This window comes from Nonomuraea sp. NPDC049158, from assembly GCF_040648335.1.
GTDB lineage: Bacteria > Actinomycetota > Actinomycetes > Streptosporangiales > Streptosporangiaceae > Nonomuraea.
Genome location: NZ_JBEZDM010000041.1, coordinates 70,668 through 90,642, shown reverse-complemented (window position 1 = coordinate 90,642; position 19,975 = coordinate 70,668). Strand labels below are relative to the sequence as shown.

Genomic DNA, 19,975 nt, shown 5'->3' with positions numbered 1-19,975 from the left:
CATGAACATGACGGGGTTGTGCATCATGCACTGGCTTTTAACACACTGTTGAGTTCTCAAGAAACGGACGCGTACTCCCCAACCTGCGAGAGGCGCACATTTCGTCTCGCCCAGTTTATCAGATCCGCGCGATCCTTGTCAAATCGGCCGATCCGGTACGTTCCGGGCAACCCTCTTAACTTACCTGAACTTCTGACTCATGTCCAATCACACACAGACACAGCCCGAAGCTCGGGAGAGATCATTGGGTTTTGCCGGGCTAACTTGCCCCGCGTTGAAGACTCTAGCAGTCCTGGTGCGGGGGAAGACCCAACTTCGGTAACGAATAGGTCTTCCCCCGGTGTGTCTCGCTCAAACACCCAAGCCGGCGAGCTGGGCCTCCAGCCGCACGATGTCGGCCGCCGACTGCTCGGCACGCCCTCTGACCTTGGCGACGACGTCCTCGGGCGCCTTGGCCATGAACTGCTCGTTGCCGAGCTTGGCCGCGACCTGAGCCGCCTCCTTGCGCGCGACCGCCAGATCCTTCTCCAGCCGCTTGCGTTCGGCTGCCACGTCGATGGCGCCGGCGGTGTCGATCTCCACGGTCACCCCGCCCACGGTGAAGCGGGCCGTGGCGGAAAAGGCGTCAGACGGCTCGGTGAGCCGCAGGAGTGAGCGGATTGCCCCTTCCTGTCCCGCGAGAGCCGTGTCGGCCAGTCCGAGCCGCGCGGCCACCTTCTGGCCGGGCTTCAGCCCCTGATCCGAACGGAATCTGCGCACCTCCGTCACCAGCTCCTGCAGGGCGACGATCTCCGCCTCGGCCGCCGGATCGGTGCGGGCGGCATCGACCTGCGGCCACGCCGCCACGGCGACCGACTCGCCGCCCGTAACGGCTCGCCACAGCTCCTCGGTGACGAACGGCACCAACGGGTGCATCAGCCGCAGCAGCGTGTCGAGCACATGGCCCAGCACAAGCCGCGTGTGCTCCAGCCCCTCACCGAGCTGGATCTTTGCCAGCTCCAGGTACCAGTCGCAGACCTCGTCCCACGCGAAGTGGTAGAGCAGATCGGACGCCTTGGCGAACTCGAACTCCTCGAAGGCCGCGTCGGCCGTCGAGATCACGCTCTGGAGCCGCGACAGGATCCACCGGTCGGCCGCCGTCAGGTCCAGGCCCTCGAGGGAGCCGGTGGTCGCGCCGTTCATCAGCGCGAAGCGGGTGGCGTTCCAGATCTTGTTGCAGAAGTTGCGCGAACCGCCCGCCCACTCCTCGCTCACCGCGACGTCGGCCCCGGGGTTGGCGCCGCGCAGCAGCGTGAAGCGGGTGGCGTCGGCGCCGAAGCGCTCGATCCAGTCGAGCGGGTCGACGACGTTGCCGAACGACTTGGACATCTTCTTGCCGTATTGGTCGCGGACCATGCCGTGCAGCGCGACCGTGCGGAACGGCGGCTCGCCGTCCATGGCGTACAGGCCGAACATCATCATGCGCGCGACCCAGAAGAACAGGATGTCGTAGCCGGTGACCAGCACGGACGTCGGGTAGAAGCGCGCGAGCTCCGGGGTCGCGTCCGGCCAGCCGAGCGTGGAGAACGGCCACAGGCCCGAGGAGAACCAGGTGTCGAGCACGTCGGCGTCCTGGACGTAGCCGGCGGGCGGATCCTGGTCGGGGCCCACGCACACGACCTCGCCGGCCGGGCCGTACCAGACCGGGATGCGATGACCCCACCACAGCTGGCGCGAGATGCACCAGTCGTGCATGTCATCGACCCAGTCGAAGTAGCGCTTGGCCAGCTCGGGCGGGTGGATGCGGGTACGGCCGTCGCGCACCGCGTCGCCGGCGGCCTTGGCCAGCGGCGAGACGTTGACGAACCACTGCAGCGACAGCCTCGGCTCGACCACCGTCTTGCAGCGCGAGCAGTGGCCGACCGAGTGGACATAGGGGCGCTTCTCGGCGACGATCCGGCCCTCGGCGCGCAGCGCGGCGACCACGGCGGGTCGCGCCTCGAACCGGTCGAGCCCCTCGAACGGTCCGTGCGCCGTGATCACGCCGCGCTCGTCCATGATGGTCAGCGACGGCAGCGAATGCCGCCGGCCGATCTCGAAGTCGTTGGGGTCGTGGGCCGGCGTCACCTTGACCGCGCCGGTGCCGAAGGCCGGATCGACGTGCTCGTCGGCGACCACGGGGATCTGCCGGCCGGTGAGCGGCACCTCGACGAGCGTGCCGATCAGGTGGGCGTAGCGCTCGTCGGAGGGGTGCACGGCCACGGCGGTGTCACCGAGCATGGTCTCCGCGCGGGTGGTCGCCACCACGATCTCGTCGGAGTAGCGGATGGAGACGAGCTCGCCGTCGTCCTCGCTGTGTTCGACCTCGATGTCGGACAGCGCGGTGAGGCAGCGGGGGCACCAGTTGATGATGCGTTCGGCCCGGTAGATCAGGCCGTCGTCGAAGAGCCGCTTGAAGATGGTCTGGACGGCCCGCGAGAGGCCGGTGTCCATGGTGAAGCGCTCGCGCTCCCAGTCGACACCGTCGCCCAGCTTGCGCATCTGGCCGAGGATCCGGCCGCCGGACTCCTCCTTCCACTGCCAGACGCGCTCCACGAACGCCTCACGCCCGAGGTCGTGGCGCGACAGGCCCTCCTTGGCCAGCTCGCGCTCGACGACGTTCTGGGTGGCGATGCCGGCGTGGTCCATGCCGGGCAGCCACAGCGTCTCGCGGCCCTGCATGCGGGCCCGGCGGGTGAGCGCGTCCTGGATGGAGTGGTCGAGCGCGTGCCCGATGTGCAGGACACCGGTCACGTTGGGCGGGGGGAGGACGATGCTGTACGGCTCGCGCGGGCTGCCCGGGTCCGCGTGGAAATAGCCTTCGGATACCCAGCGCTCGTAGCTCCGGGTCTCGACGTCGGCCGGGGTGTACTGGGTGGGCAGCTCTGGCGTTGTCACAGTGACCAATTCTAGGGAGGTGGTGGAAAGCGAAACGCCCCAGGGAGTTGGTCTCCGCGGGGCGCTTGCCGTAAGGAAAGGGATCAGGCGGACTTTTCCCGCGGCGTGCGCTGCTGTTTCGCGGCGAGCTGGTCGCGGGGTACGAGCGTCGGGATGGCGTGTTCGAGCACGGACTCGCGGGTGATGACCACGCGGGCGACGTCCTGGCGCGACGGCACCTCGTACATCACCGACTGGAGCACCTCTTCGAGGATGGCGCGCAGGCCGCGCGCGCCGGTGCCGCGCAGGATCGCCTGGTCGGCGATGGCCTCGAGTGCGCCGTCGGTGAACTCCAGCTCCACGCCGTCGAGCTCGAGCAGCTTGCGGTATTGCTTGACCAGCGCGTTGCGCGGCTCAGTGAGGATCTGGATGAGCGCCTCGCGGTCGAGGTTGTGCACCGAGGTGATGACCGGCAGACGACCGACGAACTCGGGGATCATGCCGAACTTCAACAGGTCCTCGGGCATCACGTCGGAGAAGATGTCGGCCATGTCGACTTCTTCCTTCGACCGGATGATGGCGTTGAAGCCGATGCCCTTCTTGCCGATGCGCGACTCGATGATCTTTTCCAGACCGGCGAAGGCGCCGCCGCAGATGAACAGCACGTTCGTCGTGTCGATCTGGATGAACTCCTGGTGGGGGTGCTTACGCCCGCCCTGCGGCGGCACGCTCGCGGTCGTGCCCTCCAGGATCTTGAGCAGCGCCTGCTGGACGCCCTCACCGGAGACATCGCGAGTGATCGACGGGTTTTCGCTCTTGCGAGCGATCTTGTCGACCTCGTCGATGTAGATGATGCCGGTCTCGGCCTTCTTGACGTCGTAGTCGGCGGCCTGGATGAGCTTGAGCAGGATGTTCTCGACGTCCTCGCCGACGTAGCCCGCCTCGGTGAGCGCGGTGGCGTCGGCGATGGCGAAGGGCACATTGAGCATCTTCGCCAGCGTCTGTGCGAGCAGCGTCTTGCCCGAGCCCGTGGGGCCGAGCAGCAGGATGTTGCTCTTGGCCAGCTCTAGACCGTCGTCTCTACCTCGGTCGCCGGACTGCACCCGCTTGTAGTGGTTGTAGACCGCCACCGAGAGCGCCTTCTTCGCCTTGTCCTGACCGATGACATAGGCGTCGAGGAACTCGTAGATCTCCCTCGGCTTGGGCAGGTTGTCCCACTTGAGCTCAGAGGACTCCGAGAGCTCCTCTTCGATGATCTCGTTGCAGAGATCGATGCACTCATCGCAGATGTAGACGCCTGGACCGGCAATGAGCTTCTTGACTTGCTTCTGGCTCTTCCCGCAGAAAGAGCACTTCAGCAGGTCTCCCCCGTCGCCGATGCGTGCCACCCCAGATACTCCTTTGCGTGGGACCGCCCTGCTCCCGCGATCCGTATCTCCCGGACCGGGTCCGAACCGCTCAGGTTTCGACGTTACCGTCTTCTGGGCCCTCAGTGAGCCCCCTGGCGGCGAGTCGCACCGGAACGTGCCCAATCGGGCAGCGCTCCGGTGCGTCACATCTCATCAGGAAGCGACGGCCTGAGCTCGCTTCTTCCTCGACGGGATGATGTCGTCGATCAGACCATACGCCTTTGCCTCGTCCGCGTTGAGAATTTTGTCGCGTTCGATGTCCTTTCGGACTTCCGCAGGCGCCTTTCCGGAGTGCTTCGCCACGATCTCCTCCAGGAGGGAGCGCATGCGAAGGATCTCGCGGGCCTGGATCTCGATGTCGCTTCCCTGGCCGCCGCCCTCGGTGGACGGCTGGTGGATGAGCACCCTGGCGTTGGGAAGCGCGAACCGCTTGCCGGGAGTCCCGCCGGCCAGCAGCACGGCCGCGGCGGAGGCGGCCTGCCCCAGGCAGACGGTCTGGATCTCCGGCCGGACGAACTGCATCGTGTCGTAGATCGCCGTCATGGCGGTGAAGGAGCCACCCGGCGAGTTGATGTAGATGCTGATGTCACGGTCGGGATCGAGCGACTCCAGCGTCAGCAGCTGAGCCATCACGTCGTTGGCCGACGCGTCGTCGATCTGCACTCCGAGGAAGATGATGCGGTCCTCGAAGAGCTTGTTGTACGGATTCATCTCCTTCACGCCATAGGACGTGCGTTCGACGAAGGAGGGGAGAACGTACCGGCTTTCGATGTTCACTTCAACTCCCCTAGGAGACGGCGCCGTGCGAGGGCACCTGCCTCGCGCTGCGCACGACGTGGTCGATGAAGCCGTAGTCCTTGGCCTCTTCGGCCGTGAACCAGCGGTCTCGATCGGAGTCGGACTCGATCTGGTCGAGCGACTGACCCGTGTGGTGCGCGATCCGCTCGGCCAGAGTCTTCTTCACGTAGAGCATCTGCTCCGCCTGGATGGCGATGTCCGCGGCGGTGCCGCCGATGCCACCGGACGGCTGGTGCATCATGATGCGCGCGTGTGGCAGGGCGTAGCGCTTGCCTCTCTCGCCCGCCGACAGCAGGAACTGCCCCATGGAGGCGGCCAGCCCCATGGCGACCGTGGCCACGTCGTTGGGCACATATTCCATCATGTCGTAGATGGCCATGCCGGCCGTCACCGACCCGCCAGGCGAGTTGATGTAGAGCCAGATGTCACGGTCGGGATCGTCGGCCGCGAGCAGCAACAGCTCGGCACAGATACGGTTGGCGATCTCGTCGTTGACCTCCTGCCCCAGCACGATGATGCGCTCGCGCAGCAGGCGCTGGTAAAGCTGGTCCTCAAGCCGGAAGGACGAGCCGTTCTCACGGCCTCGCGACTCAGGCTGATAGAAGGTCGGCGGGCTGGTCACAGCGTCACCTTCCGATGCGTCGTAATCGATTGGCTTTGCTTGTGACCCTAACGCGCGGGGCACACAGCTCATGCCCGGTCCGCCTACTGTTCGCTGACGGCGCAGGTACGGCCGCCCAGAGCAGCGCGAAGCCCCCGAACCGTCCGGATCGGGGGCTTGGTGCCGTTTCTGGGGCTAGGCGTCGGCCTTCTCCTCGGCCGCCGGCTCGTCGGCCGGGTCCTCGGTGGGCTCCTCGCCGTTGATCTCGGTGTAGATGGCCTTGAGGTCGACCTCGTTGCCGTCGGTGTCGACCACCTTGGCGGCGTCGCCGACGACGGACTTGGCCTTGTCACGGACGATCTCGACCATCGCCAGCGTCAGCTGGTCGTTGTCGGCCAGGTGCTGGGCCAGCTGGTTGGGCTGGACGCCCATCTCCATGGCGCGGCGGACGACGAAGTTGGTCAGCTCCTGCTCGGAGACGCCCAGCTCCTCGCTCTTGACGATCTTGTCGAGGACGAACCCGACCTTGATGGCCTTGGCGGAGCTGCTGTCGAACTCGGCGAAGCGCTCCTCCTCGGTCGTCTGGTAGAGGCGGAAGAAGGCGTCGCGGCTGAGCCCGCTCTCGGCGATCTGGTGCTCGAGGTTGTGCTTGCGGGCGTCGACCTCGGCCTTGAGCGCGCTGTCGGGGATCGGCATCTCGATCTTGTCGAGCAGCGAGTCGAGGGCCTTCTCGCGGGCCTGGACGACCTGGTCGACCAGCTTGTTGCGGCGGGCCTGCTCGCGGATGCTGTCCTTCAGCTCGGCGAGCGTGTCGAACTCGCTGGCCAGCTGGGCGAACTCGTCGTCGAGCTCGGGCAGGACCTTCTCCTTGACCGTCTTGACGTTGATGATGACGTCGGCTTCCTCACCGGCGTTCTCACCGCCGACCAGCTCGGTCTTGAAGGTCTTCTCGTCGCCCGCGGACATGCCCACGAGGGCGTCGTCGAGACCCTGCAGCACGGAGCCGGCACCGACCTCGTAGGAGACCTCGTTGGCCTGCTGCTCCTCGATGTTGGCACCGTCGATCTCGGCGCGCAGGTCCATGACGACGAAGTCGCCGGCGGCGGCCGCGCGCTCGACGCCGGTCAGCGTGGCGAAGCGCTGGCGCAGCGCGTCGAGCTGGCCGTCGATGTCCTCGTCGGCGACCTCGGCGGAGTCGACCGTGACCTCGGTGCCCGCGTAGTCGGGGACCTCGAAGGCGGGCCGGACGTCGACTTCGGCGGTGAACTCGACCTGCTCGCCATCCTCGATCTTGGTGATCTCGATGTCGGGCTGGCTGACCGGGAAGAGGTCGACCTCGTCGACGGCCTGGCCGTACAGCTTGGGCACCGCGTCGTTGAGAGTCTCCTCCAGCACCACCGCGCGGCCGAAGCGCTGCTCGATGATGCGGGCCGGAACCTTGCCAGGGCGGAACCCGGGGACGCGCACCTGCTGCGCGACCTTCTTGTACGCCGCATCCAGGCTCGGGCGCAGCTCTTCGAACGGCACCTCGACAGTGAGCTTCACCCTGGTCGGGCTGAGCTCCTCGACAGCGGTCTTCACGGGGTGGTCTCCTTGATCAAGCTTCGAGTGATCGCGGGCGCGTCCAGATTTGGTACGGCTCACGCGCCGCGCCCACATGAGCGGCGCTGGGCATGCTCCGCCTTGGCGGGATCCAAGCGCCGTTCGCCAGTCTAGGGTAGATGCGTACCCAACAACGACGTGACGACCCTCAGAACTCCTCGGCGATCACCCGCAGGAGCTCGATGGTTTCGTCCGGCGTCGTGCTGACGGCGCAGAGCCGCTCCATGACCTCGGTGTAGCGGTCGACGTCCTCGCGTTTGTCCAGGTAGAGAGCGCTGGCGAGTTGCTCGACGTACACCACGTCCGGCAGGTCGTGGTCGGGGAAGCGCAGGACGCTGAACGCGCCGCCCTCGGCGCTGTGGCCCCCGAAGCTGAACGGCATGACCTGGATGGTGATGTTGGGCTGGCGCATCAGGTCGATGAGGTGTTCGAGCTGGGCCCGCATCACCTCGGCGCCGCCGATGGGGCGGCGCAGCGCGGCCTCGTCGATGACCGCCCAGAAGACCGGGCCGTCGGGCCGGTCGAACATGCGCTGGCGTTCGAGCCGGAGGTCCACCCTGCGGGCGATCTCCTCCGCGCCGATGCCGGCCGAGCCGGCCGTGACGACCGCCCGGGCGTATTCCTTGGTCTGTAACAACCCCGGGACGAACTGGACCTCGTAGGTCCTGATCCTGGCCGCGGCCTCTTCGAGGCCGACGTAGGCCTGGAACCACGTGGGCAGGATGTCGTTGAACCGGTGCCACCATCCGGGCTCGTTCGCCGTGGCCACCAGGTCGAGTACGGCTGCGCGCGCCTGGGTGTCCACCACCCCGTAAAGGGTCAGCAAATCAGCCACGTCGCGCTCCTTGAAGCCGACGCGCCCCAGCTCCATGCGGCTGATCTTGGATTCGGAGCCCCTGATGAGGTGGCCTGCCTCCTCGCGGGTGACGCCCTTCCCCTCCCTGAGCCTGCGCAGCTGGGAGCCCAGGAGGATGCGCAGCGCCGTAGGGCCGGAACCCGGCTGGTTCTGCGTCACTCTGCCTCCTATCAAGGTCCGCACACACAGTGACACCACATTGCCGGGTATGACAAGGTCTCAACCTGGTGTCCGATTCGGATACCCCTACCGGTAACCGCTCATGCTGCTGCACATTGCACATGCACGTGCATTTGGGTCTTGCAGCGGCCGGGGATCGTGATCCATGATGGCCTAGTGCATATTGGGCCAAACATGCACGAACCCAGGAACAATCGGGAGGTATCGGCGGGATGGTGGAGGACCCCTTGGCCACTGCCGACTGCCTGCAGATCACCCGTGAAGTGGGGTTCGACAGCCTGTTGAGCTCGGGCAAGCCGTACACGACCTCGTGTCCGCTGCCCTTCCAGGCCGACTCCGTGAAGACCGCCAGGGACGTGACCCGTTCCACCTTACGCGGCTGGGGTCTGCCGGAGTTGGGCGACGACGCCGCGCTGGTCGTGTCCGAACTGGTCACGAACGCGGTCAGGTACGCGATGTACGCGCGAGGCCGGCGAGAGATCCAGCTGCTGCTGATGCGGGTCGTCCCCCACGTGCTGCTGGCCGTGGCCGATCCGAGCGACAAGATCCCCACGCCCAAGGAGCCCGACTTCATCTCCGAGAACGGTCGCGGCCTTTATATAGTCGAGACCTACAGCCAATGCTGGGGCTGGGACCCGCTGGCTCGTGGCGGCAAAGCCGTGTGGGCCCTCTTCCGTACTGACTCCTGATTTATTACTCTTTCTTGGAGTGAAGGGGAGTACCTCCGAACACGCCTGATCGTCATGACGGCCCGCGCGGCCCGGTCAGGCGGGCCCTGTGCGGCGAGGGAGACCTTCCGGCCCAACGTCGTCGGCTGGAGGTTCCAAGGTGCGCATGCTCATCCCCATGGCCCTGCTCGCGGCCATCTACTCGGCCGTTCTGGCCGGTCTGGTGCTGATCGGGATTCCGGTCCTGTACGTCGCCCTCGGGGCGGTCCTCATCCTGCTCGTGCAGTGGTGGTACACCGAGGCACTGGCGCGGCGGATGACCCGGGCCCGGTACGTCACGGCCGAGCAGGAGCCCGAACTGCACGCCGTACTCGATCGGCTCTGCGCGCTGAGCGACGTGGCCAAGCCGCGGCTGGCGATCAGCCCCTCCCCCGCCCCGAACGCCTACACGGTCGGCCGCTCGCGGCGCGGCGCGACGATCATCGTCACCGAAGGGCTGCGCGCCCGCCTGGAGGCCGACGAGCTGACGGCGGTGCTCGCCCACGAGATCGCGCACATCCAGCACCGGGACGTGGCCGTGATGACGCTGGCGAGCTCGTTCGCGATCGCGCTGGCGGCGTTCGCCAAGGGCACCGGGCGGGCCGCGATGGAGGCTCCGGGGCTGTTCTTCGAGGAGTTCCCCTTCGGGCTGCTCATCGGGCTGGCGGTCCTGACGGGCGGGGCCGCCGCGGGACTGGCCAGTTACCTCGCGCACCTGCCCCTGCGCTGGCTCAGCCGCTCCAGGGAGCTGGCCGCCGACCGCGCCGCCGCCGACCTGCTCGGCCAGCCGGGGCTGCTCGCCTCGGCGCTGCTCAAGGTGCACGCGGAGGACGGCATCCCGCTGACCGACCTGCGGCGCGGGGTGCCGGCGTTGGGGCTGGTGGCCTGCCGTACGAAGAGGGGCTCCCTGATGGCCACGCACCCGCACGTGCACGTACGGGTGCGGCGGCTCATGGGATAGTCGCCTCTATTGGGCGGTCGGCGTGGTCGGCGAGTCGAGCCAGTCGTCGACCAGGGCGGTGAAGTCGTCCCCCGTCCGCTCGTTCAGCCACTTCACGAACGACGCCCGGTCCTGTGTGGTCCCCTTGTGCTCCTGCACCCAGGCGCGCAGGGTCGCGAAGAACCGCTCGTCCCCGAGCCGCTTGCGGATCTCGTGCAGCATCACCGCGGGGCCGTAGTACACGTTGCTCGCCCCGAACGCGCTCGCCTGGTAGTGCCCGGGCGGCCCGAACTGGTTGCGCAGCCTCCCGTCGAGCGCCCGAGCGTCGCGGAGGTAGCTCTCCAGCTTCGAGCCGCCGTGGTCGGCCTGCCACGCCCACTCGAAGTACATCGCGAAGCCCTCGTTCAGCCAGACGTCTCGCCAGGTCCGGGGCGTGACCGCGTCGCCGAACCACTGGTGCGCCATCTCGTGCGCCACCACATTGGCGGTGAGGAATTCGGGGGCCAGCGTCACCATCTGCTGGGTCTCCATCCCGGAGTCGCTGGTGGCGACCACACCCGCGCTGTTGAAGGGGTAGGGACCCAGCCGCTTCTCCAGCCAGCGCAGGATCGCCGGCGTCTGCCGTACGACGGGGAGGTACTTCTTCTGGTCACCCCGGCGCAGCCAGTACGTGATCGGGATCCCGCGCGGCCCCTTGGCGTCGAAGCGCTGGTAGCGATCGACGGTGAGCAGCGTGACGTAGCTGGCCACCGACTCGGTCGAACGCCAGAGGTAGGTGTTCCCCTTGCGGCCTTCGAAGCGCCCGTGCGCCACCGCGGCCCACCCGCGCGGCACCGTGACCGCCACGTCGTAGCGGGCCTCGTCGGACGGGTGATCGTTCACGGGGAACCACGTGAAGGCCCCGTACGGCTCCTGCAGCGCCCACGCCGACCCGTCGGCGGCCGAGCGGAGACCGAGCTTGCTCGTGTCCGGCCGGTACTGCCCCGTGTTCACCGGCTGGGGAACCCCGTGATAGCGGACGGCCACCTCGACCCGCTTGCCCGCCGCCACCGAGGAGCGCAGCGGAATCACCAGATGGTCACCGGGGTGCCGGGCCTTGACCGTCTTCCCGGCGACCGTCACCCCGTCCACGCGCAACGCGCGGCCGAAGTCGAGCGAGATCTTGTCGATCTTCTTGACGGCTCTGACGGTGAGCCGAGCCGTACCGGTGAGCAGGCGCTTGGACGGCTTCCAGTCCAGCTTCAGTCCGTAGTGGAGGACGTCGATCGCGGGGTTGCCGTAGGCGGGGTAGACAGGGTCCGCCACCGGCTCCGAGAGACCCTTGTCGGGAACGCCCGGCACGGCCACCGCCGCGGTGAGTAAGAGGGAAATGATCGAATGCACCGCGCCACGGTAGTACGTCATGCTTTATGGCGATATAGAACGCTTGGTAAGCGTCATTTCCCTCAGCTCTTGTCGTAGACCGCGGCGGACCACGTTCCGGGCCTGGCTCCCAGGTCGGCGGCCAATTCCAGGGCGACGTCGTACCTGATCAGCTCCTGGGCCGCGTACCTGCCGTCGCAGGTCCCCTTCCGCTTGTCGGCCACGGCGCAGCCGTCCAGTGACGCCTGTCCGATGAGCTCGGTGGGAGGGAAGACCCACACGCGGATGGACTGGCTCCCGTTCAACCATCCGGAGGGGAGCGACCGCCGGTTGTAGGTGTGCCGGACCATGCCGCCCTGGCACCGGCTGACCTGCCCTGCGCGGCTGCCCCTGACGGCCGTGACCACCCACGACTGCGGATTCGCGCAGATGACGGCCACGGTGGTGGCGTGGCTGGTCGGCCTGACCTTGAGGTCATGTCCGGTCGCGGACATCGAGTTCATCACAGCCCAGATCCTGGTCAGGCCGTCCAGGGTGGCCGGCGGATCGGACACTCGCGACGGTAGCGCGGAGGCCGCGCTCGACGGGCCGGCCGACGCGACGAACTGGGCCGCCGGTACGGGCGCCGGGGCCGTCACCGCCCCCGGCAGCACCCACACCACGGCGGTCGCGGCGGCCCCCGCCAGCACCGCGCCCACGCTCCACCGGGCGTACCGGCCGCGCCTGCCCCTCCGTACGATCTCGGCCACGTCCATGTCCCCTCCGGGTCCGTACGCCGTACGTTCGGCGAGCAGCTCGCGCAGGTCGTCTTCGGTATGGTTCATTGCTCCACCCCCATCAGCTGGATCGTCGGATGCACCCGCAGCCGCGTCAGCGCCCGCCCGAGCTGGGTCTTCACCGTGCCCAGAGAGCAGCCGAGCACGTCGGCGCACTGCGGCAGCGTCAGGTCCTCGAAGTAGTGCAGGACGATGACCGCCCGCTGACGGTCCGACAGCCCTCTGATCGCCGTCCAGAGCGCGTCCTTCTCACTGAGCTCGCGGGCGAAGTCGCCGCGGGCGGTCGCGTCGGGGAGCGACTCCGTGGGCACCTCGCCGCGCCATCGTCTGCGCCACCAGGAGGCGTGCGTGTTGGTCAGGATGCGGTAGACGTACGGGTCGGGATCGCCCTTGATGCGGCGCCACGCCTGCCATGCCCTGGCCAGTGTGGTCTGCACCAGGTCCTCGGCTGTGCTCCAGTCGCCGGTGAGCACATAGGCGATACGGCGCAGCCGGCCCGACCGGGCTGTCACATACTCCGCGAATCCATCCATCACCGGTCATTACTCTCTGGGGTCCTGAACCGGATGACAGCCGCGACAGGGATTCCCGGCCGGCGATCACGGTGTGGACGGCGGCCCGCTGACGGATGCGGCTACGAAAGTTAGTAGATCTTTCTCCGCATAGCCCCGTTATATGACATTTCCGACACCGCTCTTGACCTGGGCTTTTACTCTTGGCCGAGTCCCCCAGCGCCTCTTGAAGGGCACTTGACCTGCGGAAATGGCGAGGTACTCTCGCCCTACCACAAGCTTCCGGTTTAGCCACATCAGTCCATAGTCATCACTTTTGTCAGGATCTGTATGGGTAAATCCGGTCTGGCCCCGGAGGTCCCACAATTCCATGACGCAGCAAACTGACCCGACCGCTCCACAGCCAGCCGATGACCACGCGGGCCGACCCTCTCAGTGGCCGCCTACGGACACCGGAGACCGCCAGGACTCTCGCCAGAACCACCAGGGCACTCACGGGAAGAGCCAGGGCACTCAGGAGGAGCCGACCGGCCCTGCACCCGAACCGACCCGGGTCTTGGACGCATCGCCATCCGCGACCGCACCGACGCCCTCCTCAGACACGCCCACAGCTACTCCACGGCCGACTTCAGACGCACCGACTGCCACCGATACGCCTTCCTCCACGCCCACCGCCACCGCTTCGGACTCGTCCTCCCCCACGGCCACCCCTACACCGTCTGACTCACCGTCAGCCACCCCCACCTTTACGCCGACCCCCACGGCGTCGCATTCATCGTCAGCCACCCCCACCCCGGCCACATCCGGCTCGCCCACGGATACCGCCACGACGTCGGACTCGCCGTCAGCCACAGCCACCTCCGAAGCCGAGCCGACCGCCACCCCCACTGACGCGACGACCACGACTTCGTCCTCGCCCATGCCGGCCACGACCTCCACCACCGAGCCCGCCTTCGCGGAGGACACAGCTGCGACGCCGACGGCGACCAGCACCATGGCTCAAAAAGCACTCCCTACACACCTGAACACCGCGGTCACCAACTCACTGCCGAGCTTGTCCACTCCAACGATGGTCACCTCGGCCGTGGTGGTCGTGGCGGCCCTGCTGGCTGTGCTCACCGTGCTCGTGGCCAAGGCCCGCCGCGGGACGCGCTTGGCCACCGCCGGATACCTGGAACCCATCCCATCCACGCCCGACCCCCACCACAGCACCGCCGAGCCCGACGAGGGCGACCAGTGGAGGCGGCAACTCCTGGAAGCCCTCGAGACCGCCACCGCCGGCCAACAGGAAAATGTCCTACGCGACGCCCTCTACGGACCCGGGACCAGTTCGCCTGTACTTGGCTCCGCCACGGACCCTCAGGAGACCGCCGCCTGGGCTCCACCCTTCGAGGCCGTCAATCCCCCCAGCCCCCTGGAGTCGCTCTTCGACTCCGAACCAAGCGATAGCGTCGTCAACCTCCCGGAGACCTCCCCGTTCGACCGCTTCGCCCCGGCCGAGAGCGACCCTGACTCGGAGTACCACGGACGCAGACGGCGCAGCGAACACCCCGCCACCGATGAGGGTGCCGACGACGACACCCCGCCGGGAGACACCGCCCGGTAGCCGGTGGCGACGGCGGCCGGCCGGGACGCTGCGGGTCCAGGGCCTTGCGATCAGCCGTTCCACGCCCAGCGCGATGCGTCCATCATGAGACCCATACCGCGCGTCCGGCGCGCCATCCGGAGCGTCATCGAAGACCCATGAACCCCGAACCCTGGCCGGCGCGGAACGATAGGCACGCAGAAGGCCACCCACCAACCTGGTGAGTGGCCTTCTAGCTGGTCGGGGCGACAGGATTTGAACCTGCGACTTCTTGCTCCCAAAGCAAGCGCGCTGCCAAGCTGCGCCACGCCCCGTCTCGCCGGGTACGCACACGCTCCGGGACTCCGGTACGCTTACGCCCTGACGACCGGATGAAGTCTAGACCAGACTTCGACCAGTTCGCGCGGACGTAGCTCAATGGTAGAGCCCTAGTCTTCCAAACTAGCTACGCGGGTTCGATTCCCGTCGTCCGCTCTCACGGCGAAAGGCCAGGTCATCCCGTACAGGGAGCCTGGCCTTTGTGATCTTCGCCCTGTTTTGCCTGTTGTATGCCTGATCCCTTGTTCTGCTGGGTGCCGGGTGGCCGGCGTGAGCCTGATCTTGCAGACCCTGGCAGACGGGAGGCGTCAGGCCGGGGGCAGGGACGGGGTGCCGAGGGAGGACCGCGCGAGGCGGTCTTGGACTTGCCGCCGGCGGTGAGCGGGGATGTGGTGGGCGTTCATCGACCGTTGCAACAGAGCAGCATCGAACCCGTGCGTGCTCATGTGGTCGAGGAGCGGATCGTATCGATCAGCCCGGTCTCGTAGGAGCTCCGTGACCAACCGGAGTTCCAGCCGGACTACCGGCACCTGGTGAGAGCCACAGGTAACTAGGACGTAATGCTGCCATGGGCCGCTGCCCACACATTCCCAACCGTCCGAATCGACTTGCCGCTCGACGGTGCTGAGCTCCACTTCGATGCCATTCACCTCGAACCTGGTGAAGTATTGCGAAGATTCCGGGAACCATGAGGCGGCATTTAGGCAGGGGAACGAGGAGAGTGCCGCGGCGAATGTTTCTACGTCTTCTCGGCTGGCGAGCAGGATGTCGATGTCCCCAGCACGGAGTGGTACGCCTTGCAGGAGTGCGGCGCTTGTGCCGCACACGCGATACGCCAGGCTGGTGTCCGCGGCTTCGAGCGCGTCGAGGGCCATGTCTAATGTCGTGGTTATGTCCGTCAGGGTCAGTGATCTTGTTCTGTCGCCCATATAGAGCAACGTAGCCATCATGCGAGTGCGCGCGTCAGGCCTCCCGCATACGCGGTCCGCACCAGATGATCTCGTGGTGGTTTCGGCTGTTTTCGCGCTTCGTGAGACAAGCTCGGTTACGCTCTTGATCTCGGTACCGGGCGTGCCCGATAGGGAGGCCGCATGGCGGACAAAGGGATCACGACGATAGGCCGGTGCTACGGCTGCAAGCGCACCTTCGGCTTCGACCCGGAACGCGTCACGATGTTCGTGGTCGACCCCGACCCCGCGGCTCCCCCGGGCAGGACCGCCCCGGGCGCACAACCCGCGCCGGAAGCCTCGGCTCGGTCGCGGCGGGAACCTGTTTGTCCCGATTGCGTGCGCCGGGGGCAGCACACCAGGCAGGACGACGGGCCCACGTGGCCGCGCGGCACCGCCTGAGCGGTCCCGCCACCGCCCAAGCGGTCCCTGGTGTCACCTGAGCGGTTCTGGCGCCGTCTGAGTGGTTGCGGGGGGAAGCGCGTAGGCTCGGGGTGATGCGTGCGCGAGCGATCTCCCGAGAGGCCCTGGTCGAGGAGCTGGCCGAGCGGATCGCGGGCCTGCCGCGCGACTCCTACGCGCGGGTCGCCGTCGACGGAGCGCCGCCCGCCCATCCCGAACGGCTGGCGGACGAGCTGGTCGCGCCGCTCAGGGCGCTGGGCAGGGCCGTGTTGCGGGTGTCCGCCACCGACTTCCTGCGGCCCGCGTCCCTCAGGCTCGAGTACGGCCGGACGAACCCCGACGCCTTCCACGACGACTGGCTCGACACCGGGGCGTTGACCCGGGAGGTACTCGGCCCCCTGGGGCCCCAGGGGAGCGGCAAGGTACTGCCGGCGCTCTGGGACAGCCGGGCCGACCGCGCGTACCGCCTGCCGTACCAGACGCTGCCTCAGGGGGCTGTGCTGCTGCTCGACGGGACGCTGCTGCTGGGCCGCTGGTTGCCGTTCGAGGTGAGCGTGCATCTGTGGCTGTCCGAGGGGGCGCTGGGGCGGATGACCGGGGAGGACGAGCGGTGGCGGCTGCCCGCCTACGCGCGCTACGAGCGGGAGGCCGAGCCGCTGCGGACCGCCGACGTGGCCGTACGCGCGGACCATCCCGGACGAATGGCCATCCTGATCGAGGGCGGGCAGTGAACACCGCCGTGGCCCCAGGCGTACCGTCCCGGCGCCGCGCCGGCCGAGACCATCGCCGAGCTGAGCCGTTGTGCCGGCCGGGGTGAAGGAGCTCACCGCGGCCGGTCGGCCGTCAGTTCGCGTTCGGGCGCTTGCCGTGGTTGGCCTTCTTCTTCTTGCGCGCCTTGGTCTTGCGAGATCGCTTCGCCATGGATACCTCCAGTGATCGGTCCGCTTCCCAACGTCTCGCGCTGTGGCCTACCGCACAACCCGTGCGACCTAACATTCCCCAACAAAGTCGTGTCATAATTTGGTGGAATCTGTTGGAAGGAGCGGGGGCGTGCTCGCACAGCAGCGCCAGCAGGCGATTCTCGAACGCGTCCGCAGCAGCGGCGGTGTTCGGGTGGCCGACCTCGTTCGCGAGCTCGGCGTCTCCGACATGACGGTCCGCCGCGACCTCGAGGTGCTCGCCGAGCGCGGGCTGCTGGAGAAGGTGCACGGCGGCGCGACCGCGCTGGGTCCCGGCTCGACCGAGGAGCCGGGCTTCACCGCCAAGTCCGCCCGCCAGCAGCAGGAGAAGGAGGCCATCGCGCGCCGCGCCGCCCAGTTCGTCCGGCCCGGCACCGCGGTCGCCCTGTCGGCCGGGACCACCACCTGGGCCCTGGCCCACCATCTCATCTCGGTGCCCGAGCTCACGGTCATCACCAATTCGATCCCGGTGGCCGACGTCTTCCACCGCAATCCGCGCGCCGACCGCACGGTCGTGCTGACCGGCGGCGTACGCACGCCGTCCGACGCCCTCGTCGGCCCGGTCGCGGTGGCCGCGATCCGGCGGCTGCACGTGGACACGCTGTTCCTCGGCGTGCACGGGATGAGCGTGCGGGCCGGGTTCACCACGCCCAACCTGCTGGAGTCGGAGACCGACAGGGAGCTGGTGCACGCGGCCCACCGGCTGGTCATCCCGGCCGACCACACCAAGTGGAACACGGTCGGCATCAGCACGATCGCCGATCTGACCGAGGCCGACGCGGTCATCAGCGACTCGGGGCTGTCCGAGGAGGCACGCATGGAGCTGGGCGAACGCGCCGGCGAACTGATCATCGCGGAGGACTCGCAGTGAAACGCACCATCACCCACCTGGCCGACGGCCGAGAGCTGATCTACTTCGACCGGCGCGACGACGCCGACCGGAGCGCGATCGACCGGCGGGCGCTCGACCCCAGGCCGATGGCGTCGGAGCTGCGCTACGACCCGCTCACCGAGGAGTGGATCGCGATGGCGGGGCACCGCCAGACGCGTACGTTCCTGCCTCCGGCCAACGAGTGCCCGCTGTGCCCGTCGTCCGAGACGAGGTCTTCGGAGATCCCGGCATACGACTATGACGTGGCGGTGTTCGAGAACCGCTTCCCCTCTTTTTCCGGAAATTTCGGGACTTATGGGGATGTCGGGGGGCTGAGTGAGGTCCGGCCGGGGGTGGGGCGGTGTGAGGTGGTGTGCTTCACCTCTGAGCACTCGTCGTCGTTCTCGCGGCTCTCCGACGAGCAGGTGGGCCTGGTCATGGAGGCATGGGCCGACCGTACGGCCGAGCTGTCCGCGATCGAGGGCGTCGAGCAGGTGTTCTGCTTCGAGAACCGGGGCGAGGAGATCGGCATCACGCTGCCGCACCCGCACGGACAGATCTACGCCTACCCGTACGTGACCCCGCGGACCAAGCTCCAGCTCGGCGCGGCCGCCCGGCACCGGGGCGGCAACCTGTTCGCCGACGTGCTGGCGGCCGAGCGGGCGGCCGGAGTGCGTGTGGTGGCGGCCAACGAGTTGTGGACCGCGTTCGTGCCCGCCGCCGCCCGCTGGCCGTTCGAGGTGCACGTGTATCCGCACCGGCAGGTGCCGGACCTGGCCGCGCTGTCGGAGGAGGAACGCGCCGCCTTCGCCCCGCTCTACACCTCCGTGCTGCGGGCGCTCGACGGGCTGTTCGGCGTCGCCATGCCGTACATCTCGGCCTGGCACCAGGCGCCCGTGCGGCAGGACCGTGACCTGGCCTATCTGCACCTGGAGCTGTTCAGCATCAGGCGGGCGCCCGGGAAACTCAAGTATCTGGCGGGCTCGGAGTCGGCCATGGGCGCGTTCGTCAACGATGTCCTGCCGGAGGAAGCCGCACGCATGCTTAAATCACAGGTAGATCTCTAATTGGTTGCCACTTGAAGTCGCATGACCTTGGTTTTACTACTAATATCCCTGTTCAGCGCCGACCGAAACGGTCGGTGCTGGCCTAATCCCGGGCGCGTGGCCCGGGAGCCGGGGACCCATCGCGTCTTGGGGTGAATCCACTCAGGTGGTAAGGCGGCATCTCCCTGCCCGAACCCGTCAGCTAACCCGGCCGGCATAGGGAGAGGAACCCTCCGTGGCGGCTGCGTCCCCCTCGAGTCTTGCCATCGCTCTCATCACCTCCGCTTCCATGGCCCTGGCAGCCTTCACGGCCGCGCCCGCCGCTGCCGCCCCCAAGCCCAGCGAGTCCCAGCTCCGCGCGGAGCTGAAGCAGCTGGACAAGAAGGTCGACAAGCTCATCGAGACCTACAACCTCAAGCGCGTCGAACTGGCCAAGGCCCAGCAGGACTCGGAAACGACCAAGAAACGGCTGGCCACGGCGGAGGCTCAGCTCATCACGGCCCAGAAACGCGTCACCGAGCTCGCGCGCCTGCAGTACCAGAACGGCACCGGCGCGCTGCCGAACCTCACCCTGCCGACCGATGCCTCCAGCGCGGCGTTGCTGAACCACCTCGCGGCCGAGCAACAGGCGATCGTGCAGGGCGTGGCCACCGCCCGGGACGAGAAGAAGGCGGCCGCGGACCAGGCGACCGCCCTCGAGTCGAAGATCCGCGAGGACGCGGCCAATGTCGCCAAGCAGCGGGACGACGCGCAGGGCGTCATCAAGGACATCCAGAAGAAGCTGAAGGGCCTCATCCCGTTCGGCCCCGGCCGCCGCTCGGACGGCAGCTGGGCGCCCGAACTGCCCTCTGGCACCGACAACATCACCGCCCGGATGCGGGTGATCCGCGGGCTGATCCAGAAGGACTTCGCGCTGCCGTACGAGGTGGGCTGCTTCCGCGCGGACGGCGGCGGCGGCGAGCACCCGCTGGGGCGCGCGTGCGACTTCATGATGAGCACCGGCGGCAGCATGCCCAGCTCCGCCAACCAGGCACTCGGCGACCGCGTGGCGGCCTGGGCGCTGGAGAACAAGGACAAGCTCGGGGTCAAGTACGTGATCTGGAAGCAGCGCATCAACCAGGGCTCGGGGTGGAGCTCGATGTCCGACCGTGGCAGCATCACCCAGAACCACTTCGACCACGTGCACATTTCGATGTTCTAGGGCGCCCG

19 protein-coding genes, 2 tRNA genes and 1 riboswitch are annotated in these 19,975 nt (G+C 67.7%); of the genes, 9 read left to right on the top strand and 12 right to left on the bottom strand.

Annotation, left to right across the window (positions count from 1 at the left end; all coding sequences use genetic code 11):
* Positions 1-351 precede the first annotated feature (351 nt).
* From AB0B61_RS48780 to AB0B61_RS48755, 6 genes are all read right to left on the bottom strand, one after another.
* On the bottom strand, positions 352-2,916 hold the full coding sequence (locus AB0B61_RS48780; RefSeq protein ID WP_358447786.1) for a valine--tRNA ligase: 2,565 nt from the start codon (positions 2,914-2,916) through the stop codon (positions 352-354).
* Positions 2,917-2,999: 83 nt separating this feature from the next.
* On the bottom strand, positions 3,000-4,283 hold the full coding sequence (gene clpX, locus AB0B61_RS48775; RefSeq protein ID WP_225292608.1) for an ATP-dependent Clp protease ATP-binding subunit ClpX: 1,284 nt from the start codon (positions 4,281-4,283) through the stop codon (positions 3,000-3,002).
* A gap of 174 nt (positions 4,284-4,457) precedes the next feature.
* Entirely contained in the window at positions 4,458-5,081 is a 624-nt protein-coding gene (locus AB0B61_RS48770) for an ATP-dependent Clp protease proteolytic subunit (protein WP_225292607.1), read from the bottom strand.
* A 10-nt stretch (positions 5,082-5,091) separates the two neighbouring features.
* Positions 5,092-5,724: an ATP-dependent Clp protease proteolytic subunit gene (locus AB0B61_RS48765; RefSeq protein ID WP_358447784.1), complete on the bottom strand. Its 633-nt coding sequence runs from the start codon at positions 5,722-5,724 to the stop codon at positions 5,092-5,094.
* A 174-nt stretch (positions 5,725-5,898) separates the two neighbouring features.
* Positions 5,899-7,284, bottom strand: a complete 1,386-nt coding sequence (gene tig / locus AB0B61_RS48760; RefSeq protein ID WP_358447782.1) for a trigger factor — start codon at positions 7,282-7,284, stop codon at positions 5,899-5,901.
* A 169-nt stretch (positions 7,285-7,453) separates the two neighbouring features.
* Positions 7,454-8,320 carry a helix-turn-helix transcriptional regulator gene (locus tag AB0B61_RS48755; RefSeq protein WP_225292604.1) on the bottom strand — a complete coding sequence of 289 codons (867 nt, stop codon included), beginning with the start codon at positions 8,318-8,320 and terminating at the stop codon, positions 7,454-7,456.
* A 248-nt stretch (positions 8,321-8,568) separates the two neighbouring features.
* Between AB0B61_RS48755 and AB0B61_RS48750 the strand changes: the two genes are divergently transcribed.
* A complete protein-coding gene (locus tag AB0B61_RS48750; RefSeq protein ID WP_357953438.1) occupies positions 8,569-9,030 on the top strand; it encodes an ATP-binding protein in 462 nt (153 codons plus the stop codon).
* Positions 9,031-9,175: 145 nt separating this feature from the next.
* On the top strand, positions 9,176-10,009 hold the full coding sequence (locus AB0B61_RS48745) for a M48 family metalloprotease (protein WP_358447780.1): 834 nt from the start codon (positions 9,176-9,178) through the stop codon (positions 10,007-10,009).
* A 6-nt stretch (positions 10,010-10,015) separates the two neighbouring features.
* Here AB0B61_RS48745 and AB0B61_RS48740 read toward each other — a convergent pair whose 3' ends face one another.
* The 4 genes from AB0B61_RS48740 to AB0B61_RS48725 all read right to left on the bottom strand — a co-directional run bounded on the left by AB0B61_RS48740 (position 10,016) and on the right by AB0B61_RS48725 (position 13,634).
* Complete coding sequence (locus tag AB0B61_RS48740; RefSeq protein ID WP_358447778.1) at positions 10,016-11,392, bottom strand: M1 family metallopeptidase; 1,377 nt, start codon at positions 11,390-11,392, stop codon at positions 10,016-10,018.
* 41 nt (positions 11,393-11,433) lie between these two features.
* Positions 11,434-12,174 carry a hypothetical protein gene (locus AB0B61_RS48735; protein ID WP_358447776.1) on the bottom strand — a complete coding sequence of 247 codons (741 nt, stop codon included), beginning with the start codon at positions 12,172-12,174 and terminating at the stop codon, positions 11,434-11,436.
* Positions 12,171-12,659, bottom strand: a complete 489-nt coding sequence (locus AB0B61_RS48730) for a SigE family RNA polymerase sigma factor (protein ID WP_358447774.1) — start codon at positions 12,657-12,659, stop codon at positions 12,171-12,173. Before AB0B61_RS48730 ends, AB0B61_RS48735 begins: the two co-directional genes overlap by 4 nt.
* A gap of 492 nt (positions 12,660-13,151) precedes the next feature.
* Positions 13,152-13,634, bottom strand: coding sequence for a hypothetical protein (locus tag AB0B61_RS48725; protein WP_358447772.1), 483 nt, complete (start codon positions 13,632-13,634; stop codon positions 13,152-13,154).
* 58 nt (positions 13,635-13,692) lie between these two features.
* Between AB0B61_RS48725 and AB0B61_RS48720 the strand changes: the two genes are divergently transcribed.
* Entirely contained in the window at positions 13,693-14,244 is a 552-nt protein-coding gene (locus AB0B61_RS48720) for a hypothetical protein (RefSeq protein WP_358447770.1), read from the top strand.
* Positions 14,245-14,460: 216 nt separating this feature from the next.
* On the opposite strand, the gene AB0B61_RS48715 is transcribed toward AB0B61_RS48720, so the two are convergent.
* Positions 14,461-14,537, bottom strand: a tRNA-Pro gene (locus AB0B61_RS48715).
* Positions 14,538-14,626: 89 nt separating this feature from the next.
* Between AB0B61_RS48715 and AB0B61_RS48710 the strand changes: the two genes are divergently transcribed.
* Positions 14,627-14,697 (top strand) — tRNA-Gly (locus AB0B61_RS48710).
* A 152-nt stretch (positions 14,698-14,849) separates the two neighbouring features.
* On the opposite strand, the gene AB0B61_RS48705 is transcribed toward AB0B61_RS48710, so the two are convergent.
* Complete coding sequence (locus tag AB0B61_RS48705; protein WP_358447768.1) at positions 14,850-15,416, bottom strand: hypothetical protein; 567 nt, start codon at positions 15,414-15,416, stop codon at positions 14,850-14,852.
* Positions 15,417-15,632: 216 nt separating this feature from the next.
* On the opposite strand from AB0B61_RS48705, the gene AB0B61_RS48700 reads away from it, so the two are divergent.
* The 5 genes from AB0B61_RS48700 (at position 15,633) to AB0B61_RS48680 (ending at position 19,967) form a co-directional block, all read left to right on the top strand.
* The gene (locus AB0B61_RS48700) at positions 15,633-15,890 is read left to right on the top strand and encodes a hypothetical protein (RefSeq protein ID WP_358447766.1); all 258 of its coding nucleotides are present in this window, start codon (positions 15,633-15,635) and stop codon (positions 15,888-15,890) included.
* A 95-nt stretch (positions 15,891-15,985) separates the two neighbouring features.
* Positions 15,986-16,621, top strand: coding sequence for a uridine kinase (locus AB0B61_RS48695; RefSeq protein ID WP_358447764.1), 636 nt, complete (start codon positions 15,986-15,988; stop codon positions 16,619-16,621).
* 319 nt (positions 16,622-16,940) lie between these two features.
* On the top strand, positions 16,941-17,720 hold the full coding sequence (locus AB0B61_RS48690) for a DeoR/GlpR family DNA-binding transcription regulator (protein ID WP_225292576.1): 780 nt from the start codon (positions 16,941-16,943) through the stop codon (positions 17,718-17,720).
* Positions 17,717-18,787, top strand: a complete 1,071-nt coding sequence (galT, locus tag AB0B61_RS48685; protein ID WP_358447763.1) for a galactose-1-phosphate uridylyltransferase — start codon at positions 17,717-17,719, stop codon at positions 18,785-18,787. Before AB0B61_RS48690 ends, galT begins: the two co-directional genes overlap by 4 nt.
* A 69-nt stretch (positions 18,788-18,856) precedes the next feature.
* Positions 18,857-18,997, top strand: a riboswitch (cyclic di-AMP (ydaO/yuaA leader).
* 58 nt (positions 18,998-19,055) lie between these two features.
* Positions 19,056-19,967 (top strand): hypothetical protein, encoded by a 912-nt coding sequence (locus AB0B61_RS48680; RefSeq protein ID WP_358447761.1) that lies wholly within the window; start codon positions 19,056-19,058, stop codon positions 19,965-19,967.
* Positions 19,968-19,975: the final 8 nt, after the last annotated feature.